The organism is Neobacillus massiliamazoniensis (assembly GCF_001048695.1).
Classification (GTDB): Bacteria; Bacillota; Bacilli; order Bacillales; family Cytobacillaceae; genus Neobacillus; species Neobacillus massiliamazoniensis.
On sequence record NZ_CVRB01000001.1, the window covers coordinates 444922 to 461764 of the forward strand.

Annotated in this window: 19 protein-coding genes and 1 other annotated feature (1 of these 20 cut by a window edge); all 19 genes read right to left on the reverse strand. The window is 37.9% G+C overall.

The features are described 5' to 3' along the window. Positions 1–154: a binding site (T-box leader), on the reverse strand (it extends 85 nt beyond the left edge of the window). 49 nt (positions 155–203) lie between these two features. Further along, positions 204–719: a DivIVA domain-containing protein gene (locus BN1082_RS02200; RefSeq protein WP_090630228.1), complete on the reverse strand. Its 516-nt coding sequence runs from the start codon at positions 717–719 to the stop codon at positions 204–206. 90 nt (positions 720–809) lie between these two features. Then, complete coding sequence (locus tag BN1082_RS02205) at positions 810–1583, reverse strand: YlmH family RNA-binding protein (protein ID WP_090630230.1); 774 nt, start codon at positions 1581–1583, stop codon at positions 810–812. A 31-nt stretch (positions 1584–1614) separates the two neighbouring features. Next, the gene (locus BN1082_RS02210; protein ID WP_090630232.1) at positions 1615–1875 is read right to left on the reverse strand and encodes a YggT family protein; all 261 of its coding nucleotides are present in this window, start codon (positions 1873–1875) and stop codon (positions 1615–1617) included. 4 nt (positions 1876–1879) lie between these two features. Next, the gene (locus tag BN1082_RS02215; RefSeq protein ID WP_090630235.1) at positions 1880–2314 is read right to left on the reverse strand and encodes a cell division protein SepF; all 435 of its coding nucleotides are present in this window, start codon (positions 2312–2314) and stop codon (positions 1880–1882) included. 11 nt (positions 2315–2325) lie between these two features. Then, positions 2326–3003, reverse strand: coding sequence for a YggS family pyridoxal phosphate-dependent enzyme (locus tag BN1082_RS02220; protein ID WP_090630237.1), 678 nt, complete (start codon positions 3001–3003; stop codon positions 2326–2328). Beyond that, positions 3000–3827: a peptidoglycan editing factor PgeF gene (gene pgeF / locus BN1082_RS02225; protein WP_090630240.1), complete on the reverse strand. Its 828-nt coding sequence runs from the start codon at positions 3825–3827 to the stop codon at positions 3000–3002. The genes BN1082_RS02220 and pgeF overlap by 4 nt, the downstream gene beginning before the upstream one ends. Before the next feature lie 73 nt (positions 3828–3900). Further along, entirely contained in the window at positions 3901–4170 is a 270-nt protein-coding gene (locus BN1082_RS02230) for a YlmC/YmxH family sporulation protein (RefSeq protein ID WP_090630242.1), read from the reverse strand. 739 nt (positions 4171–4909) lie between these two features. Beyond that, a complete protein-coding gene (sigG, locus tag BN1082_RS02235) occupies positions 4910–5689 on the reverse strand; it encodes an RNA polymerase sporulation sigma factor SigG (protein ID WP_090630245.1) in 780 nt (259 codons plus the stop codon). Positions 5690–5834: 145 nt separating this feature from the next. Next, complete coding sequence (sigE, locus tag BN1082_RS02240; protein ID WP_090630248.1) at positions 5835–6554, reverse strand: RNA polymerase sporulation sigma factor SigE; 720 nt, start codon at positions 6552–6554, stop codon at positions 5835–5837. A 45-nt stretch (positions 6555–6599) separates the two neighbouring features. After that, positions 6600–7538, reverse strand: coding sequence for a sigma-E processing peptidase SpoIIGA (spoIIGA, locus tag BN1082_RS02245; protein ID WP_090630251.1), 939 nt, complete (start codon positions 7536–7538; stop codon positions 6600–6602). Between the two features lie 518 nt (positions 7539–8056). Further along, the gene (gene ftsZ, locus BN1082_RS02250; RefSeq protein WP_090630254.1) at positions 8057–9187 is read right to left on the reverse strand and encodes a cell division protein FtsZ; all 1131 of its coding nucleotides are present in this window, start codon (positions 9185–9187) and stop codon (positions 8057–8059) included. 41 nt (positions 9188–9228) lie between these two features. Next, positions 9229–10533 (reverse strand): cell division protein FtsA, encoded by a 1305-nt coding sequence (ftsA, locus tag BN1082_RS02255; RefSeq protein ID WP_090630257.1) that lies wholly within the window; start codon positions 10531–10533, stop codon positions 9229–9231. Positions 10534–10657: 124 nt separating this feature from the next. Continuing rightward, on the reverse strand, positions 10658–11020 hold the full coding sequence (locus BN1082_RS02260; protein ID WP_090630260.1) for a small basic family protein: 363 nt from the start codon (positions 11018–11020) through the stop codon (positions 10658–10660). After that, on the reverse strand, positions 11020–11751 hold the full coding sequence (locus BN1082_RS02265) for a DUF881 domain-containing protein (protein WP_245640280.1): 732 nt from the start codon (positions 11749–11751) through the stop codon (positions 11020–11022). Before BN1082_RS02265 ends, BN1082_RS02260 begins: the two co-directional genes overlap by 1 nt. 47 nt (positions 11752–11798) lie before the next feature. Then, positions 11799–12509: a DUF881 domain-containing protein gene (locus BN1082_RS02270; RefSeq protein WP_245640281.1), complete on the reverse strand. Its 711-nt coding sequence runs from the start codon at positions 12507–12509 to the stop codon at positions 11799–11801. Next, entirely contained in the window at positions 12484–13275 is a 792-nt protein-coding gene (locus BN1082_RS02275; protein WP_090630262.1) for a cell division protein FtsQ/DivIB, read from the reverse strand. The genes BN1082_RS02270 and BN1082_RS02275 overlap by 26 nt, the downstream gene beginning before the upstream one ends. 161 nt (positions 13276–13436) lie before the next feature. Continuing rightward, the gene (gene murB / locus BN1082_RS02280) at positions 13437–14345 is read right to left on the reverse strand and encodes a UDP-N-acetylmuramate dehydrogenase (protein WP_090630265.1); all 909 of its coding nucleotides are present in this window, start codon (positions 14343–14345) and stop codon (positions 13437–13439) included. 63 nt (positions 14346–14408) lie between these two features. Beyond that, positions 14409–15512, reverse strand: coding sequence for an undecaprenyldiphospho-muramoylpentapeptide beta-N-acetylglucosaminyltransferase (gene murG, locus BN1082_RS02285; RefSeq protein WP_090630268.1), 1104 nt, complete (start codon positions 15510–15512; stop codon positions 14409–14411). A gap of 174 nt (positions 15513–15686) precedes the next feature. Continuing rightward, positions 15687–16787 (reverse strand): stage V sporulation protein E, encoded by a 1101-nt coding sequence (gene spoVE, locus BN1082_RS02290; protein ID WP_090630271.1) that lies wholly within the window; start codon positions 16785–16787, stop codon positions 15687–15689. Positions 16788–16843 lie beyond the last annotated feature (56 nt).

The following is a 16843-nucleotide window of genomic DNA, read 5'->3' on the forward strand; positions in this document are numbered from 1 at the left end:
TGAATGATCCGCCATAAGCCTACTATCACAAAAAGTGAGTTCGACCTGGAACTCAAGGGTGATTTTCCAATTTATCACTTTACCGAGCTTTCACCATCCTCGATTCGCTAATAAAAGCAAAAGAAAATTGTACTCTCCCTATCAACGCCATGTCCATTCTATTTTACTTGTTAACAAATTATATGCGATTCACGTCACATTCGTCAAGCTAAGGAATCCTCTTCCTCGTGGAGTTTTAATTCAGTTGCATCGATTTCATATTCTAGTAAATGGTCCCAGTCATCTGTATTCAACATATCTAATTGGGCTTCAATCAACATCTTAAATCGAGTGCGGAAAACTTTTGACTGCTTCTTTAAATCCTGGATTTCAATTGCAATTTTCCTTGCCTTTGAAAGTGATTCGTTCACGATCCGATCAGCATTTTTTTCCGCTTCCTTAATAATAAGCTTTGCTTCCTTTTGTGCATGTCGTTTGACTTCTTCGCCAGCTTCCTGAGCAATTACGATTGATTTATTTAATGTCTCTTCAATATTGTTAAAATGTCCGAGCCGCTCTTTCATATCATTCAAACGTTCTTCTAATTCTTTTTTCTCTCTAAGTACAAGCTCGTAATCCTTAATGACTTGGTCAAGGAATTCATTTACTTCATCTTCATCGTAACCCCGAAAACCTTTATTGAATTCTTTGTTGTGAATATCTAACGGCGTTAACGGCATATTGCCACCTCCATAATATCTAATCTACTAATCAATATATGTATAAAAAACAATTCGACAAGCTTTTCGAAAATCCTTCTTTAAAATAAATTATTTTTGTTTTCCTACCTGAATTCTCCATTTTTCTTTTTTCGTCTTTCCTTCAATCGACATTATTTTTGCTCTGCCATAGCCACGGACAGAAATTAAGTCTCCTTCACCAACTTCAAAAGCAGAATTTTCGACCAATGTCCAATTTACTTTTACGAGTCCCTGTCCAATGAACAATTGAGATTTCTGTCTGGACAGATGATGAATATTGGAAACAATCGTATCAAGTCGTAAAGAAGAAACGGTTACATGTTCATCCGTCCATAAAACATCAGAGCGTATGCTCGAATTTAAATTGATTTCCGTTATTTTAACGCTAGTCCTGCCAATGGATTCAAGATTATTTTTTATATAATCACAAACTTCCTTGGCGGCAAAAAATTGAATTCTGCCATCTTTGATGAGGATATCTCCAAATTTCCCCCGCTTTAACCCAAGCGACATAAGGGACCCTAAAACTTGAGGATGTTCAATTGTCACAAATTTCTTAGGATAATCAATTTCGAGGAGAGTAATTTGGAAATCTTCTTCATTTCCCGTCAAATACTCGGGTAGAATTAGCGCTCTTTTTCTTTCTGCGTCTTGACTGCCGCCAAGTAGTTTATATTTTATCTCTCCATTTTCACCGATTAATGCTTTTAGAATATACTGCTCTCTTGGATCAAGGAAATCGGTCAACTTAAGAGCATATGTTGATTCCACATAGCTCTTCCATTGTAGTACCTGGTCGATAAACTCCCTTTCCTCTGGTCTAAAATGTTGATAAATGTTCATTAATGTTAACACAACCTAATTGTTAGAATCCTTATAGCCAACCGGCAATCCCATATAAGCCCCTTGAAGCAAAATTAAGAACAAGAAATGCAACAATAGGCGAAATATCAATCATTCCTAATGGAGGAATTATTTTTCTGAACGGTTCTAAATAAGGCTCGCAAATTCTAGCCAAAAACCGGCCGATAAATGTATCTCTGGCATTTGGGAACCATGACATCAAAATATAAATAATCAAAGCCCATGAGTAAATACTGATTAATTGTTGTAACAAATAAATAACCATATGCATTTCCTTACAACCTCGAATCTATATTATTTTGTTCTTGAAGAAGCTCAGAAATATTACCTGATACCTCAACATTATCAGGAGTGCATAAAAAAATATTAGAACCAATTTTTTGAATTTCACCGCCAATTGCATAGACGACACCACTTAAAAAGTCAACAATTTGCCTTCCCTGGTCTTTATCAATGCGCTGCAGATTCACCACAACGGCACGACGATTTTTAATTTGATCAGCAATTTCGGTCGATTCTGAATAGGTGCCTGGTTCAACCAATATAACCTTTGATGAATTCGTTACCGATTGAAGACTTACTACGTTTTGGTTCTTAACCGGTTGTTTTTGCGGTTTTATACGAACGACTTCTTCTTCAGGCTCATTTTCATGGTTTTCAATTTCATCGTCTAGAAAGAAAAAATTTTTTAGTTTTGATTTAATTGTCATAGAATTACCTCCTATTCATCATCGCCGACAAGTGCCGTTCCTATTCTAACCATTGTTGCCCCTTCTTCAATTGCAATGGAAAAATCATTACTCATTCCCATTGAGAGCTCACTACATGGGGCAAAATCGAATTGAAATGCTTGAACTTGATCCCGTAGTTCCCGTAATTTCCTAAAACAGTCACGAAGTGCCCTCTCATCTTCTGTTAACGGGGCCATGGTCATTAGTCCTTCAACACTAATGTTCTCAAATTCTTGTAGCTGTTTAATAAAATCGAGAACATTTTCTGATTCTAAACCATGTTTAGACTCTTCTCCGGAAACATTTACCTGAACAAGACATTTTATTTTTTTGGTCGCTCGTTTGTTGATTTCTTCCACTAAAGAAAGTCGATCAATGGAGTGAATATAGTCTACTTTATCGATAATATTTTTTACCTTTCGTGTCTGAAGCGTTCCGATAAAATGCCAGACAGGCTTGTCCCCTAAAACACTCCATTTTTCAAGTATTCCTTCATCTCGGTTTTCCCCGAGATTTTCAATTCCTGCATCAAGAGCTTCCTTTGCCCTTGAAGTACTAACATATTTTGTTACCGCGATAATTGTGACTTCATTCGGATTACGATTTGATTTTTTGCAAGCATCATTAATTTGTTGTCTTATATTTTCAAGATTTATTGCTACCTTCATAACGAAAAAGCAGTCTCCTTCCATCCAATAAAACTTAACATTCTTCCAGTTTGGCCTTGGTCACGACGATGAGAAAAAAATTGCTCATTACAGCTAGAACAATAGCTGGTCATCGTTATATTTTGATCAGGCACTCCAGCTTTCCTTAGAATAAGCCTATTCATTTCACGCAAATCTAAAGAATACTGTCCTTCTTTTATTAAATTATATGGTTTTTCTTCCACTTCTTCTAGTAAATTTTTAACAAAGTTAATTACGTAATCATTTACAATATAGCATTTCCCACAAATAGACGGACCAATTGTCACAAAAATTTGCTCTGGATGAATGCCTTCATTCCTCCACGTTTCTACCATTTGTTTAGCTATTGTTTTGACTGTCCCTTTCCATCCAGCATGAGCTGTACCAATCATTTTTTTTTCTGGTGCGATGAAAAAGAGCGGGACGCAGTCAGCAAAACAAAGTGTTAGTAGGATGCCTGACTCATCCGTATAAAAACCGTCAGTACCTTTAAAGGCATCTGTGTATGAAATGGCACCCTTACCACAATCATCCTTCGTCACTTTTTGTATGATACAATCATGGATTTGTTCAGCCCCTATCCACCGATTTAACGAAAAATCGAGAAGGTCTGCTGTTTTTATTCTATTGGCACAAACATCTTGAGCATCATCCCCAACATGGAAACCAAGGTTAAGCTCTCTATAAATTCCTTTGCTATATCCACCATTTCTAGTCGTAATACCGGCAACTAATTCTGGGAATTGATTCATCCAGTTTTCAATTGTCAAAATGGACTTATTTTGTACAACAAATGGTTCCATTTTTCCATACCTCTTTTTGTTTTTCTTTAGTTTAACATGAATTGAATAAATGGTCACCGCCAAACGGCTTGCTTTATACTTCCGCCTCTTCATGCAGTTGTGCCTCGATGCCTTTATATCTGACCAAGATTACATCTTGACCTATTTTTATAATATTTTTCCAAGGAATGACCACTTCATTCTCCTTCCCAAAAATGCCTAGGACTCTTCCACTTCCAGAAATGACGACCGCTTCAATTTTGCCTGTCGATAAATTTATTTCGATATCTCCAATATTCCCCAACCTTTTTCCATCAGCTACATTGACAACGTCTTTTATTTGAAATTCTGAGATTTTTACCATTATCGCTCACTCCCATTTAGATACTATAAAAAATATATGATTGGACATTTAAATATATCTATAAAATAAAAAAATAAAGCTGCCCGTTAAGGCAGCTCAGGCTGTCGAGAAACTTTCGATAGCCTTTTATTTCATTCACCTTCTTTAACAATACACCGCGTTAATTTATTATAATATTATTAATATATTTATATAGGCTGTTCAATAGGTCAGTTGATTTGCGCTCCAGGCGCTTCGCTTTCCGCGGGCGTGCCGGGGAGCCTCCTCGGCGCTTTGGCGCCTGCGGGGTCTCCCCTGCCCCGTACTCCCGCAGGAGTCTTCGCGCCTTCCGCTCCAATCAACAGGCTAGCTAGCATTGACAATTAGTTATTAAAAATCGGGATTTTAGTTCACATAAAAAATTGCCGAGAAAAATACCCTTTCTCGACAATCTGAACTGCCCATCGGACAGCTTTGTTATTTGATATGAAACTTTTAACTTCGAGAATTGTCCAGCTTCAGCGCTTAGGGGCTCGGGGTCATAAGCCAATCCGTCCTGAAGGTTAAAGAACAACCTTCAAGCCGGCTCGTCTTATGCCTGTCGCCCCTGAACAAGGCGCTTCCGCTTTTCTTTTTGTCCAGCTCCAGCGCCTAGCTCCTCGGGTCATAAGCCACTTCCAAAATGAAGGCACAAAAAGCGCCTTCTTTTTGGAATCGTCTTATGCCTGTCGGAGCTAAACAAGGCGCTTCCGCTTTTCTTTTAGCTCTGGATATTTTTATTCATTTGCCGAATGGCTGCTTTCTCTAAACGAGATACTTGTGCTTGGGAAATTCCAATTTCGTCTGCCACTTCCATTTGCGTTTTGCCTTGAAAAAATCGCTTTCGTAAAATTAATTTTTCACGATCATTTAAACGCCTCATCCCTTCTTTCAAGGCAATTTCCTCTATCCAATGAATGTCCTTATTTCGCTCATCGCTCAATTGGTCCATTACATAAATTGGGTCGCCTCCATCATTATAAATTGGTTCAAATAAGGATACAGGGTCTTGAATAGCATCTAAGGCAAACACGATTTCTTCATGAGGAACTTCTAATACTTTTGCAATCTCCTCGGCCGTAGGTTCCCTTGATGTCTCACTCATCAATCGTTCCCTAACCTGAAGGGCCTTATAAGCGATATCCCTCAATGATCGCGATACGCGAATCGGGTTATTGTCACGTAAATATCGTCTAATTTCTCCAATAATCATCGGTACGGCATAAGTGGAAAACTTTACGTTTTGATTTAAATCAAAATTATCAATTGATTTCATAAGTCCGATACAGCCAACCTGAAAAAGATCATCAACAAATTCACCTCGGTTGTTAAAGCGCTGTATGACGCTTAGGACTAGACGTAAATTTCCGTTTACTAATCTTTCGCGAGCCGTAATATCGCCCTCTTGCATTTGCTTGAAGAGTAATCTCATTTCTTCGTTTTTTAATACTGGAAGTTTTGATGTATCAACACCGCAAATTTCAACTTTATTTCGAGTCAAATCTTTCCCTCCTCATAGGAGCTGCTGTTCAAAAATAAGTATCTCCTTGAGCAGGAAAAATATGCACCCAACCCTTAAGGTGAGTAAGCTCTTAAAGTCGAAAAATGCGATAAAATCACGTTTTATACTATAAAAAAAATTCCTTTTAAACCATTTTATTGAATTCCTTTCGTAATCTTTTAATAATTCTTTTTTCTAATCTAGATATGTAGGACTGAGAAATTCCAAGCATATCAGCAACATCCTTTTGTGTTTTTTCTTCGCCATTCGTTAATCCAAAACGGAGCTCCATTATTTGCTTTTCCCTGTCCGAGAGCTGATGCAATGCTTTTGTCAACAGCTTTCGGTCTACATTTGCTTCAAGATCCTTCGTGATAATATCATCATCGGTTCCCAAAACATCGGATAATAATAGCTCATTTCCATCCCAGTCAATGTTTAAGGGCTCATCAAATGATACTTCGGAACGAATTTTATTATTTCTTCTTAAATACATGAGAATTTCATTTTCAATACATCTTGACGCATATGTTGCCAGTTTAATTTTCTTTTCTGGATTAAACGTATTGACCGCCTTGATTAACCCAATTGTCCCAATACTGATTAAATCTTCTATATTAATCCCGGTATTCTCAAATTTTCTAGCAATATAAACCACTAATCTTAGGTTTCTTTCAATTAATATTGACCTAGCCGCCTTATCCCCGCCTGGTAATTTTTTTAATAACATTTCCTCTTCGTCTTTACTTAAAGGAGGAGGCAATGCTTCGCTTCCGCCAATATAGTAGATTTCATCTGTTTTTAGACCCAATTTCATCAGTATTTTATACCAGTAATAGGATAAGCGAAGTCTCCATTTTTTCATGTAAGTTCCTCCTTCTAAAAATATGTTTTTCTGAGTATAGTAATATTAACTTACCTTCACTGTTTCACTAAGCTGCTTTTTTCCGGTTAACATTTTCGGATGTACGATAGACTCAAAGGCATCATCGGCTGAAAGCTGCTGCATGGTAAAAGAAATAAGACCCTTCTCACATAAGTACTGATCACCGTTTTGATGAATGTAAATAGAATCCGGCTTAACGGTGACAACGAGTTGATTCTCTTGTCCAACGACCCGGCATGGAACAACTCTCAGTCTATTTTGCCATTCCAAAGGTAATTCTGTATTTCCCATTAAAAGGGCCTCATGGTCGTTTGCTATTTTTATGATTGGTTCAGGCATTTCCTCAATCAGGTTGCGAATGGAAACAATCATAACAGGAAGCTTCGAAAGTGGATCATACAATTGATTTCCGCTATCTACCAATCCTTTGCAAGAAAAAGTTATTTCCTCAATTGTCACCTGTACCTTCACGATCTGATCAAATTGAATTTTGGCCATCTCAAAATTCTCTACATTTTTTTTCGAGAAGTGCCAGGCAATTGGAAACCCAATCAGTACGAAAAGCCAGGTTATCGGGTCACCAAATCCGTTTGAAAGTGACTTAAGAAACTCCAAGGTCATGTTTGAATCATATTGGATAAAATAATGGGTTCCAATCAAAGCCCCGCCGATTAAAAAGGTTGCGACATATAGAGTCATTAACCCTTTTATAAAGTAGGAAAACCGCTTATATCCAAACACTGCAAGCACCATCAAGACAGAACAAAAAAGTTTTGAAAGAGGATGGTTAGAATAGGTATTTAATGGAGTAAACCATAATAAGATAATGATTGACCCAATAAACCCTCCAGCTAGTAACCGCCAAATCCGTATCCTTCTTTTTAAGAAAATCGCAGTTAAATAAAGGAGAAGGCTATCAAATAACAGATTAAGAGCCCAAATTACATCTAAATAAACGGTCAATAAGCTTCCTCCTTTTCGAGTTAGCGCAATTCATTTCTACGATTATGGTTTTCTACTCTATCTGTATACGAAAAAGTATATCTTAGAGGTTAGGCTGAAGTGTGTCACTTTCTGTAAACAAAAAAACAGAAATTTTCACTATTCGAAACGGAATTTGTCAAATAGGTCAGTAGATGACCATTCTTACAAATGGATACTTGATCATGGAAGGGTATAAAAAAAGAAGGCTCTGTTAAAATTGTCTGTTAATTTCCGCTCAAGAAGCGAGCATCCGCGGGCGGTTCGGGGAGCCTCCTCGGCGCTATTGTGCCTGCGGTGTCTCCCCTGCCCCGTACTCCCGCAGGACGTTGAATCATCATCTTTGAATCAACACCGTACGAAGGAAATGCGATAGTATTTTCGAGGATCGAGCGCCTTCCGCTTCAATCAACATGGTGGCAAAATCAACAATGAGCATTAACATAGCCAAAAGAAAAGAGGATACCCTTTAGGGACATCCTCTTTTCACTATTTTGAATTTATCGTTTTTTTCGGTTACGCAAGAAGGTTGGTATATCCAATGCTTCTTCTTGATTTACATTTGAAGTACGGGTAGGCTCTTGGTGTAATTCTTCACGCTTTGGCTCCCGCTTTATATTGTTAATTGTAGGTTTTGCTTGTCCAATTTGAGGTCGTGCAGCCTTTGGCTGAGGTACCTCCTCATTAAACCCTGTAGCAATAACCGTAACAATGATTTCGTCCTTTAAATTTTCATTAATAACGGAACCGAAAATCATATTTACTTCTTGGTCAGTTGCGGTGGCAACGATATCTGCAGCTTCTTGAACCTCGTAAAGACTTAGATTCGTTCCTCCGGTAATATTCATCAATACACCTTGTGCACCATCGATTGATGTTTCTAATAATGGCGAATTGATTGCTTTCTTAGCTGCTTCGGCAGCCCGATTATCTCCTGCGGCAACTCCAATTCCCATTAAGGCAGAGCCTTTATTCGACATAATGGTTTTCACATCTGCAAAGTCTAGGTTAATTAACCCAGGGGTAGCGATTAAGTCAGAAATCCCTTGTACACCTTGACGGAGAACATTATCTGCCTCGCGGAAGGCTTCGAGCATTGGAGTACTTTTATCTACAATCTCAAGGAGACGGTCGTTTGGTATGACAATAAGGGTATCCACCGCTTCCTTCATAGAACCGATGCCTCCTGATGCTTGATTCGCACGCTTTCTCCCCTCAAATGTAAAAGGACGGGTAACCACTCCAACTGTCAATGCCCCTAAATCACGAGCAATTTGAGCGATTACAGGAGCTGCACCAGTACCTGTTCCGCCTCCCATTCCGGCAGTTACAAACACCATGTCTGCGCCGCTCAATGCCTCCTCAATTTGTTCTTTACTCTCTTCTGCAGCCTTTTTTCCAACTTCAGGATTTGCTCCTGCCCCAAGACCGCGGGTTAATTTAGCTCCAATTTGCATTTTTACTTCAGCTTTTGAAAGATTCAATGCTTGAGCATCTGTATTCACTGCGATAAACTCAACGCCTTGAACGCCATGCTCAATCATACGATTTACAGCGTTATTACCTCCACCGCCAACCCCGATTACTTTTATGGTTGCAAGAGAATCTAAATTTGTATCAAATTCTAACATGACAAATCCTCCTAATTCATCGATATTCCTTTTCGTAATGCCTACTCGAAAAAGTAACCAAGGAATTTTTTTACTTTTGATGACATCTTTTCTTCCGGATGTTTTTCTACTTTAGATTTTGGCTGTTGATGTTGCTGTTGCTGTTGCTGCACTTTAGGCACAGTTTTTTCAATTGGCTCAGAAATCGATGCTTGCCCACTGAAACTGCCTCCTGGCAATCTAGTACTCTTATAAGCATATTTGATGATCCCTACCCCAGTTGTATATTGAGGTTCTCTTACTCCAATATAATCAGGAACAGCAACCCGTACTCTGTTTTGCAAAATCACTTGTGCAAGCTCTAACACACCTTGCATATTGGCAACACCGCCGGTTAGAACATACCCTCCCGGCATATCGGTTACGCCATATCGTTTCATTTCATGTAAAACAAGTTCAAAAATTTCTTCTAATCTAGCTTCTATAATATCAGATATTTCAAGCTGATTAAATTGTTGGTGTTGATCACTTCCGATAATGGGTACACTAAAGACGACATCCTCTGATGCTTCATCATAAAAGGCATGTCCATATTTAACTTTAAGGTTTTCAGCATCCTCTGTGGAAGTACGCAAACCTACAGATAAATCTTTTGTTATATGGTCTCCTCCAACAGGAATAACGCTGGATGCCGATAAATAGCCATTTTCAAAAACGGCAAGTGTTGTTGAGCCGCCACCCAGATCAATGAGGGCAACACCAAGGTTTTTTTCATCTTTCGATAGGGCGTACTCACCGGCAGCAAGAGGTTGCATAATAATGTCCAGAATCTCAAGTCCAGCACGTTCAACACAGCGTAAAGTATTAATTAAAACTGTTGTCGTTCCAGTTATAAGCGTACCTTCTACTTCCAAGCGAACACCAATCATACCCCGAGGGTCATTAATTTCATCTTTTCCGTCTAAGATAAACTGTTTTTGAATGACTCCAATTTTTTCTCTTTCAGGTGGAATTGCTCCAACGTATGCTGCTTCAATAACGCGAAGTACATCTTCATTTGTAATTTCTCGATTTTGGCTGGAAACAGCAACAACACCACGACATGGCTGAAGCGATACATGATTTCCGCTAACACCGACATGAACCTTCCGAATTTCCAAACCTATCATTCGTTCCGCCTGCTCAATCGCCCTTTTAATCGAATGAACGGTGTCCTCCATATCAACGATGGATCCTTTTCTTAATCCTTCCGATTTCACATTCCCGACACCAATAATATTCAATGAGTCATTGACCATTTCACCAATGATTACTTTTACACTGGACGTACCGATGTCAAGACTTACATATATTTCATTGCTGTTCATTCTTTGGCACCTCCTTTTAAAACTCCTTAAGTCGAACAACAATATATTTTTTATTCAGATAAATTTCTTACGTATTCATCATATAAAAGTATTCGTCACTTTAAAATGATTCCCTTTAAAAAAATCAATTTTTTTCTAATTTTTCCTTTTTTGTTGACCATTTTGTCAATAATATCCTTCTAATAACAGCAATATTTTGGAATAATCTGACCCCAAAAGCAAATATGGCTGCTAGATATAAGTCTACACCAAGATGAACTCCTAGAAAAGCTAAACCTGCGGCTAGTAAAATATTAAAAAAGAATCCCGATACAAATACTTTCTCATCATAAATATTTTGCAAGTGGGCCCTGATTCCTCCAAACAATGTATCAAAAGCGGCTAAAACAGCTATTGATAAATAATGTGAGTATTCCTCTGGAATTCGAATGTCTGTTAAAAGCCCGAGAATAATCCCAACGATCAACCCCATAATCGGAAGCCACATTATGAACTTCCTCCTTCTTCTACGGTCTCCATTTCCTTAATCCGTATTGGATTATCATAAGCGGGAACAGTAACCGCTGGATTCGGAGATGTAACGGTAAGTCTAAGATTTTCTATGAAAAATTCTTCGGTCGATTTTGAGACCTGCATTCGATTAAATAATTTTTCAGCAGCTTTCATATTATCAACAGCTGCTCTCACTTCAAACGGCATACTTCGAATCACATGCCCATCGATTTTCGTTTCTGAGTTTATATCGCGTATCACTGTGGTATTAATTATTCTTCTTCCATCAATAGACACATATTTTGCACCATACATGTTTAGCTCGTTTAATAATCTTTTTAAAAGTTCAGGAGACACCACTTTCGTTACGGGTTTCCCTAATTGGATTTCTTCATAAACTGGCTCTATTTTCAGAATAATTCCCGGAGCCGTTACTTCTGTCAAACCCGCTTCTTGTTTCAACTCTTGCAATGTATCCCGCAGTGCCTGTTCTTTGCTCTGTTTTCGTTTTGAATCATAGGCTGCTAGTTTTTTTTCATTTGAACGGATTTCAGTCAATAAATTGGACTGTAATTCCTTTTCTTTTAATAAAGCATCTCGCAGCTGCCAAATATCGCGTGTATCCCTTTCAATCGGTTTTTTAACCGTTTGAAATTGAATCGCAATCATGAAGCCGATAATGGCTGCAATCAAAGTAAAACTTGTCTTTTTATTTGGCTTGTCCACCGTTTCCACCTATCCCCTTCAAGAAATCTTCTTGTGGACAGAATTCATTAGCTGCTTAAAATTGGATTTAGGGTTATTTCATTTTGTTTTTCGAGTGTAAAAACAATATGATCATTTACGAGTTGATCCTTAACCCCGCCATTTAAAGTCACGGCTGCAGATAAAACGTCTGGATCACCGATGGCCGTTATGACAAATGGAGCGGGATGCTCTATACCATCAACTGTAATAACGGGACCATTGCAAACTATGTAAGAATGACTCGTAAGCCGCTGCCCGTTGATGGCAACCACTTCAGCCCCTGAAATATACAGCTCGGTCACCACTTTAAAGACATGTGATTCATGGACGAGATAGTTATTAACATTATCTTTCTTTGGATCATAAGCACCATCGGCAAGGGTAATTTTTATTCCTTTTCCTTTTACCTTTGCTTTTCCAAGGAACATCCGGTACTTATCAGCATCCTCAGCAAGGTTAAAATAGACTTGTGTTTCTTTCGAGAGATTTTTTTCATTTTCTTTTACTTTTCCCTGCTTTTGGATTAATTCTTTTTGAAGCTTGCGGTTTGTCTCTTCTTGAGCAATGAGTTGATTTCTTAAATCAAGCGTCCTTTCCCATTGATCACCTGTTATTCCAGATTGTTCCTTTTTGTTCTCTAATTGCGTCAGGTGATAGGAAAAAGACATTATATAACCGAGTACAAGGCAAACAAGTGATAATATAACCTGATTACCCTGCACTCTTAGCTTTTTCAACGGTTTTATCCTCCCCTTGCTGATCGAATGCCTTAAAGAACGAACCGACCTCTAAATCAATCATTCCTTTTTTACTAGGATCTAATTGGCTAATGATCGAAGGGTAATTGGCCATTTTTTCTGAAAAACTCCTTAAAGTAGCACTAACCTCAAAACCGTCATTCATAAATAAAATGATATGATTTTGATCTGTTTTTGTCGGAGAATAGTGAATTTCAGAAATGGAATTAAGAATTTCATCAGGCAGGTTTTCAAGCCCCGTTACCATATCATTTAGTACAGGCCCATCTTTAAAGTCGAATAAAATAGGGGAATTTGCAGGAAGTTCAGCTATTTTTCTATCTTTAAGAATTTTTCCATTTTCCAATACTGGATAATAGGCATTATCTGTTTGAAGATAGGCAACTCTTTTATGTTCTTGTACTTGAATGATAATCGTATTTGGCCATTTAATATTGACACTTGCTTTTTTTATTTCAGATAAACTTTTTAAATGCGACGTAACATCTTCTGTTTTTACCTTCCAAATGTTGGTGTTCGTTGAAATGCCGGATTGACTAATTAATTCAGTGCTCGAATAAATTTTATTGCCTTTCACAACAATGTTCTTGACGTGACTTAAAGGTGATTGTGCATAAGCGACAACTAAAATTATTGCAAAAAACAAAGAGAGCAAGAATATTAGCCTTCTATTTGCCTTTCGCTTTCTTTGCTCTTTTAGCTTCGGAATCCGATCTTCAAGAGCAACAATCTTGCTTTTTTCCATCCCTTTCCCCCCAAAAAAATAGTTGCCGCTATGCTCAGGGCTCATGCAAAGAGAAAACAACAGCACGTAAGGCATGCCGTCATTATATTTTCAGTAGTTTTTTCGCCTAATTATAATGAGTAATTATATCACAATATTTGTCATTCGTAAGAGGTTTATTACTACTTTCTTCCGATTATTTCTACTTCTGTTTCTATTTTAATTTCATATAATTGGTAGATGGTATCCTTTACATGTTCGATTAACGCAAGAACATCTCCTGCTGTGGCATTACCTGCATTAACGATAAAATTCCCATGCATATCGGATATTTTTGCACCACCAATACTGAAACCCTTCAGCCCTGCCACTTCAATTAATTTACCGGCATAGTGAGGTAGGGGATTCCGAAATATACTTCCTGCACAAGGAAAGTTCCACGGTTGCGTTTCCTTTCGGTAATCTTTGTTCTTTTGCATTTGTGAAACAATTTCATCCCTGTCACCCGCTGCAAGCTCAAAAACCGCTTCCACAACAATCCCTGGGCGTTTTATTTGTAACACAGATGTCCTGTAGGTAAACTCCATTTCTTCATTTGATAGCCATTCAAATGATCCATCCTCAAATAATATATGAGCACGTTTTAAGATTTTACTAATATCTGAACCATGGGCACCAGCGTTCATATAAACAGCACCGCCGACTGACCCGGGAATACCACTGGCAAATTCCAGACCAGTCAACCCTTTTTTACTAATTAAAGTGGAAAGGCTTACGAGTGAATAGCCTCCCCCAACGGTAATTTCTGTACCATTTATTGTTAGGGTATCTAAGCCTGAACCGAGCTTAATGACTGCACCTTCAATGCCTTTGTCAGAGACTAGCAAGTTTGAGCCTCTGCCAATTGCCCGCCAGTTAATGCGGTGTTTTCTAATTACTTCCATGACCATTTTTAAATGAATCACAGACGATGGCTCAATATAAAGGTCAGCAGGTCCGCCTATTTTAATCGTGGTATGATTGGCAAGAGGTTCATTTTTTTTTATTTTACCGATATTTAAAGCTTGTAACTCTGAAAATATTTCATCCATTCAAATCACCTTACTTTCAATTACTGTCTTATCATTTTAATTTATGCTGAATATTTATATGGGCTACTTCTGATTTCCCTTGACAAGCAGTTCCATAAGCTTATAGAGCCTTCTCGCAGCATCGGGAATACCCATGCTTTTTGCTTTTAATTTCATTTCTTTAAGTTTTTCTTGATCTAATAGAATTTGATCAATGTGGTTAACTAGGCTCTTGCTGATCAAATCCTTTTCCAGTAATAATGTCGCTGCACCATTATTACTTAGCGATCTTGCATTTTTTTCCTGATGATTATTTGTCACATACGGACTTGGAATTAGTATACTTGGAATACCAAGGGATGTTAATTCCGCCAATGTTGTTGCACCAGCCCTTGATACAACTAAATCGATTCCCGCCAATACTTCAGGCATATTATGAATAAACGGCTTAATGACAACATTTTTTGGATTTCCTACTAATTCCACTTCTTTTTTAACATCTTCAAAATGAACTTCTCCCGTAATATATAAAACTTGATAAGGTTTCGCACCAAATTCTGACAATGATTTTATTACGGCCTCATTGATTGGCTTTGCTCCCCTGCTTCCGCCAAATATTAAAACAGCGGGCATCGTTGTACTTAAACCTGCAGAAAGTCTGCCCTGAATACCATCCTTGCCAATTACTTCAGATGCTCGGGGATTACCGGTAAATTCCACTTTTTCTTTTGGAAAGTATTCCTTTGCCTCTTCAAAACAAACAGCAATTTTTTTGACATAACGGCTTAAAAATTTATTGGTCAGACCGGGCACACTATTTTGTTCGTGTATAATGGTTGGAATTTTTAATTTTGCTGCTGCATAAACAACAGGCCCACATACATACCCGCCCGTTCCAATTACGATATCAGGCTTGAATTCTTTTAATATTTTTTTACAATCGTTTACACCTTTTAAAAATCTATATACTGTTTTTACATTCTCAAATGAGAGCTTTCGTTTAAATCCTGTTATATAAATGGATTTAAAAGGAATATTCTCTCTTGGTACCAGATTACTTTCTAAGCCATTTTTTGTTCCTATGTATAAAAATTCAGCATCCTTCGTTTCCTTTTGAATTTCTCTTATTAGTGCTAGCGCAGGGTATATATGTCCGCCAGTTCCACCGCCGCTTACCACAATTTTCATGTTTTTACACACTCCTAATAAATTCGATGAGAAAGTTTACCTTTCCCTCCGATTACACTATCTTACTATAAAAATAAACTGAATCAAGTATATAGAAAAGATTGTTATAGAAATGAAAAGATATCTATACAATCGTCAAATAAAAAAAATACCCTGCTAACGCAACAGGGTAAACTAATAACGTGAATATCGACTAATATTTAGTAAAACACCGATTGCCATTAACATTAATGTTAAGGACGAACCACCATAGCTTAAAAATGGCAAAGTAATTCCTGTAACTGGCATCAACCCTGTGACAACACCGATATTTATCATAACTTGAATCGCAATCATCGCAATGATCCCAACAGCAAGAAAGCTGCCATAAAGGTCCGGTGCGCCGAGCGCAATGCGAATCCCTCGCCATAATAAGAGCGAAAACAAGAGCAAGATAAACGTCCCACCAATAAATCCTAATTCCTCAGATAAAATGGCAAAAATAAAATCAGTTTGCGGTTCGGGCAAATAGAAAAATTTTTGTCTGCTTTGACCTAGACCAAGTCCAAATAATCCACCTGGACCAATCGCATATAGGGATTGAATAATTTGAAATCCGCTACCAAGCGGGTCTGACCATGGATCTAAATAGGAAGTAATCCGTTGCAAACGATAGGGTGCTGACACGACCAACCCGACAAACCCCATAACTCCCAGCAAACCTAATAAAGCAAAATGGAAAATCCTAGCTCCAGCAATAAAAATCATGACTACACAAGTTCCAATCATAACGGTTCCAGTCCCTAAATCAGGCTGAAGCATAATCATGGCAAAGGCGATAAATACTAGTCCTAAAGATGGGATCAGACCTTTACGGAATGAGGTAATTAATTTTTGATTTTCAGAAAGATATTTTGCTAAAAAGGCTATCATTGCCAGTTTCATGAATTCAGAAGGCTGTATGGAGAAAGCCCCCACCCCTATCCAACTTCTCGAACCGTTACGGACATTTCCAATTCCAGGGATGAGGACGAGTACTAATAAAACAAAACAAACAATTATAATTGTTTTCGACCAAGTTCTCCATGTCCAATAGTTAATATTCATTATAAAAAACATCGCAACAATTCCAACTCCTGCAAATAGGATTTGCCTTTTAGCAAAGAAAAAGGAGTCTTGGAATTTATGCTCGGCCCATACAGCACTTGCGCTATACACCATAATCAAGCCTACTGCAAGCAGTGTAAATGTAATAATCATCAAAATTAAATCAGGAGTGGTTCTCTTTGTCGGCACTTTCTACCCACCTCAAAACTACAAGTTTTAGGGTTTGTGGTGGAAGACTACAATAA

Excerpts from the sequence above, each read along its gene's own strand:
- ftsZ (WP_090630254.1), bottom strand. The coding sequence starts at position 9,187 with ATGTTAGAATTTGATACAAATTTAGATTCTCTTGCAACCATAAAAGTA.
- BN1082_RS02205 (WP_090630230.1), bottom strand. The coding sequence starts at position 1,583 with ATGAACATTTATCAACATTTTAGACCAGAGGAAAGGGAGTTTATCGAC.
- murB (WP_090630265.1), bottom strand. The coding sequence starts at position 14,345 with ATGGATGAAATATTTTCAGAGTTACAAGCTTTAAATATCGGTAAAATA.
- BN1082_RS02260 (WP_090630260.1), bottom strand. The coding sequence starts at position 11,020 with ATGTGGCTTCCGATTATGGGGTTGATCGTTGGGATTATTCTCGGGCTT.
- BN1082_RS02230 (WP_090630242.1), bottom strand. The coding sequence starts at position 4,170 with ATGGTAAAAATCTCAGAATTTCAAATAAAAGACGTTGTCAATGTAGCT.
- pgeF (WP_090630240.1), bottom strand. The coding sequence starts at position 3,827 with ATGGAACCATTTGTTGTACAAAATAAGTCCATTTTGACAATTGAAAAC.
- ftsA (WP_090630257.1), bottom strand. The coding sequence starts at position 10,533 with ATGAACAGCAATGAAATATATGTAAGTCTTGACATCGGTACGTCCAGT.
- sigE (WP_090630248.1), bottom strand. The coding sequence starts at position 6,554 with ATGAAAAAATGGAGACTTCGCTTATCCTATTACTGGTATAAAATACTG.
- BN1082_RS02210 (WP_090630232.1), bottom strand. The coding sequence starts at position 1,875 with ATGCATATGGTTATTTATTTGTTACAACAATTAATCAGTATTTACTCA.
- BN1082_RS02275 (WP_090630262.1), bottom strand. The coding sequence starts at position 13,275 with ATGGAAAAAAGCAAGATTGTTGCTCTTGAAGATCGGATTCCGAAGCTA.
- BN1082_RS02200 (WP_090630228.1), bottom strand. The coding sequence starts at position 719 with ATGCCGTTAACGCCGTTAGATATTCACAACAAAGAATTCAATAAAGGT.
- murG (WP_090630268.1), bottom strand. The coding sequence starts at position 15,512 with ATGAAAATTGTGGTAAGCGGCGGTGGAACTGGCGGACATATATACCCT.
- BN1082_RS02215 (WP_090630235.1), bottom strand. The coding sequence starts at position 2,314 with ATGACAATTAAATCAAAACTAAAAAATTTTTTCTTTCTAGACGATGAA.
- BN1082_RS02220 (WP_090630237.1), bottom strand. The coding sequence starts at position 3,003 with ATGAAGGTAGCAATAAATCTTGAAAATATAAGACAACAAATTAATGAT.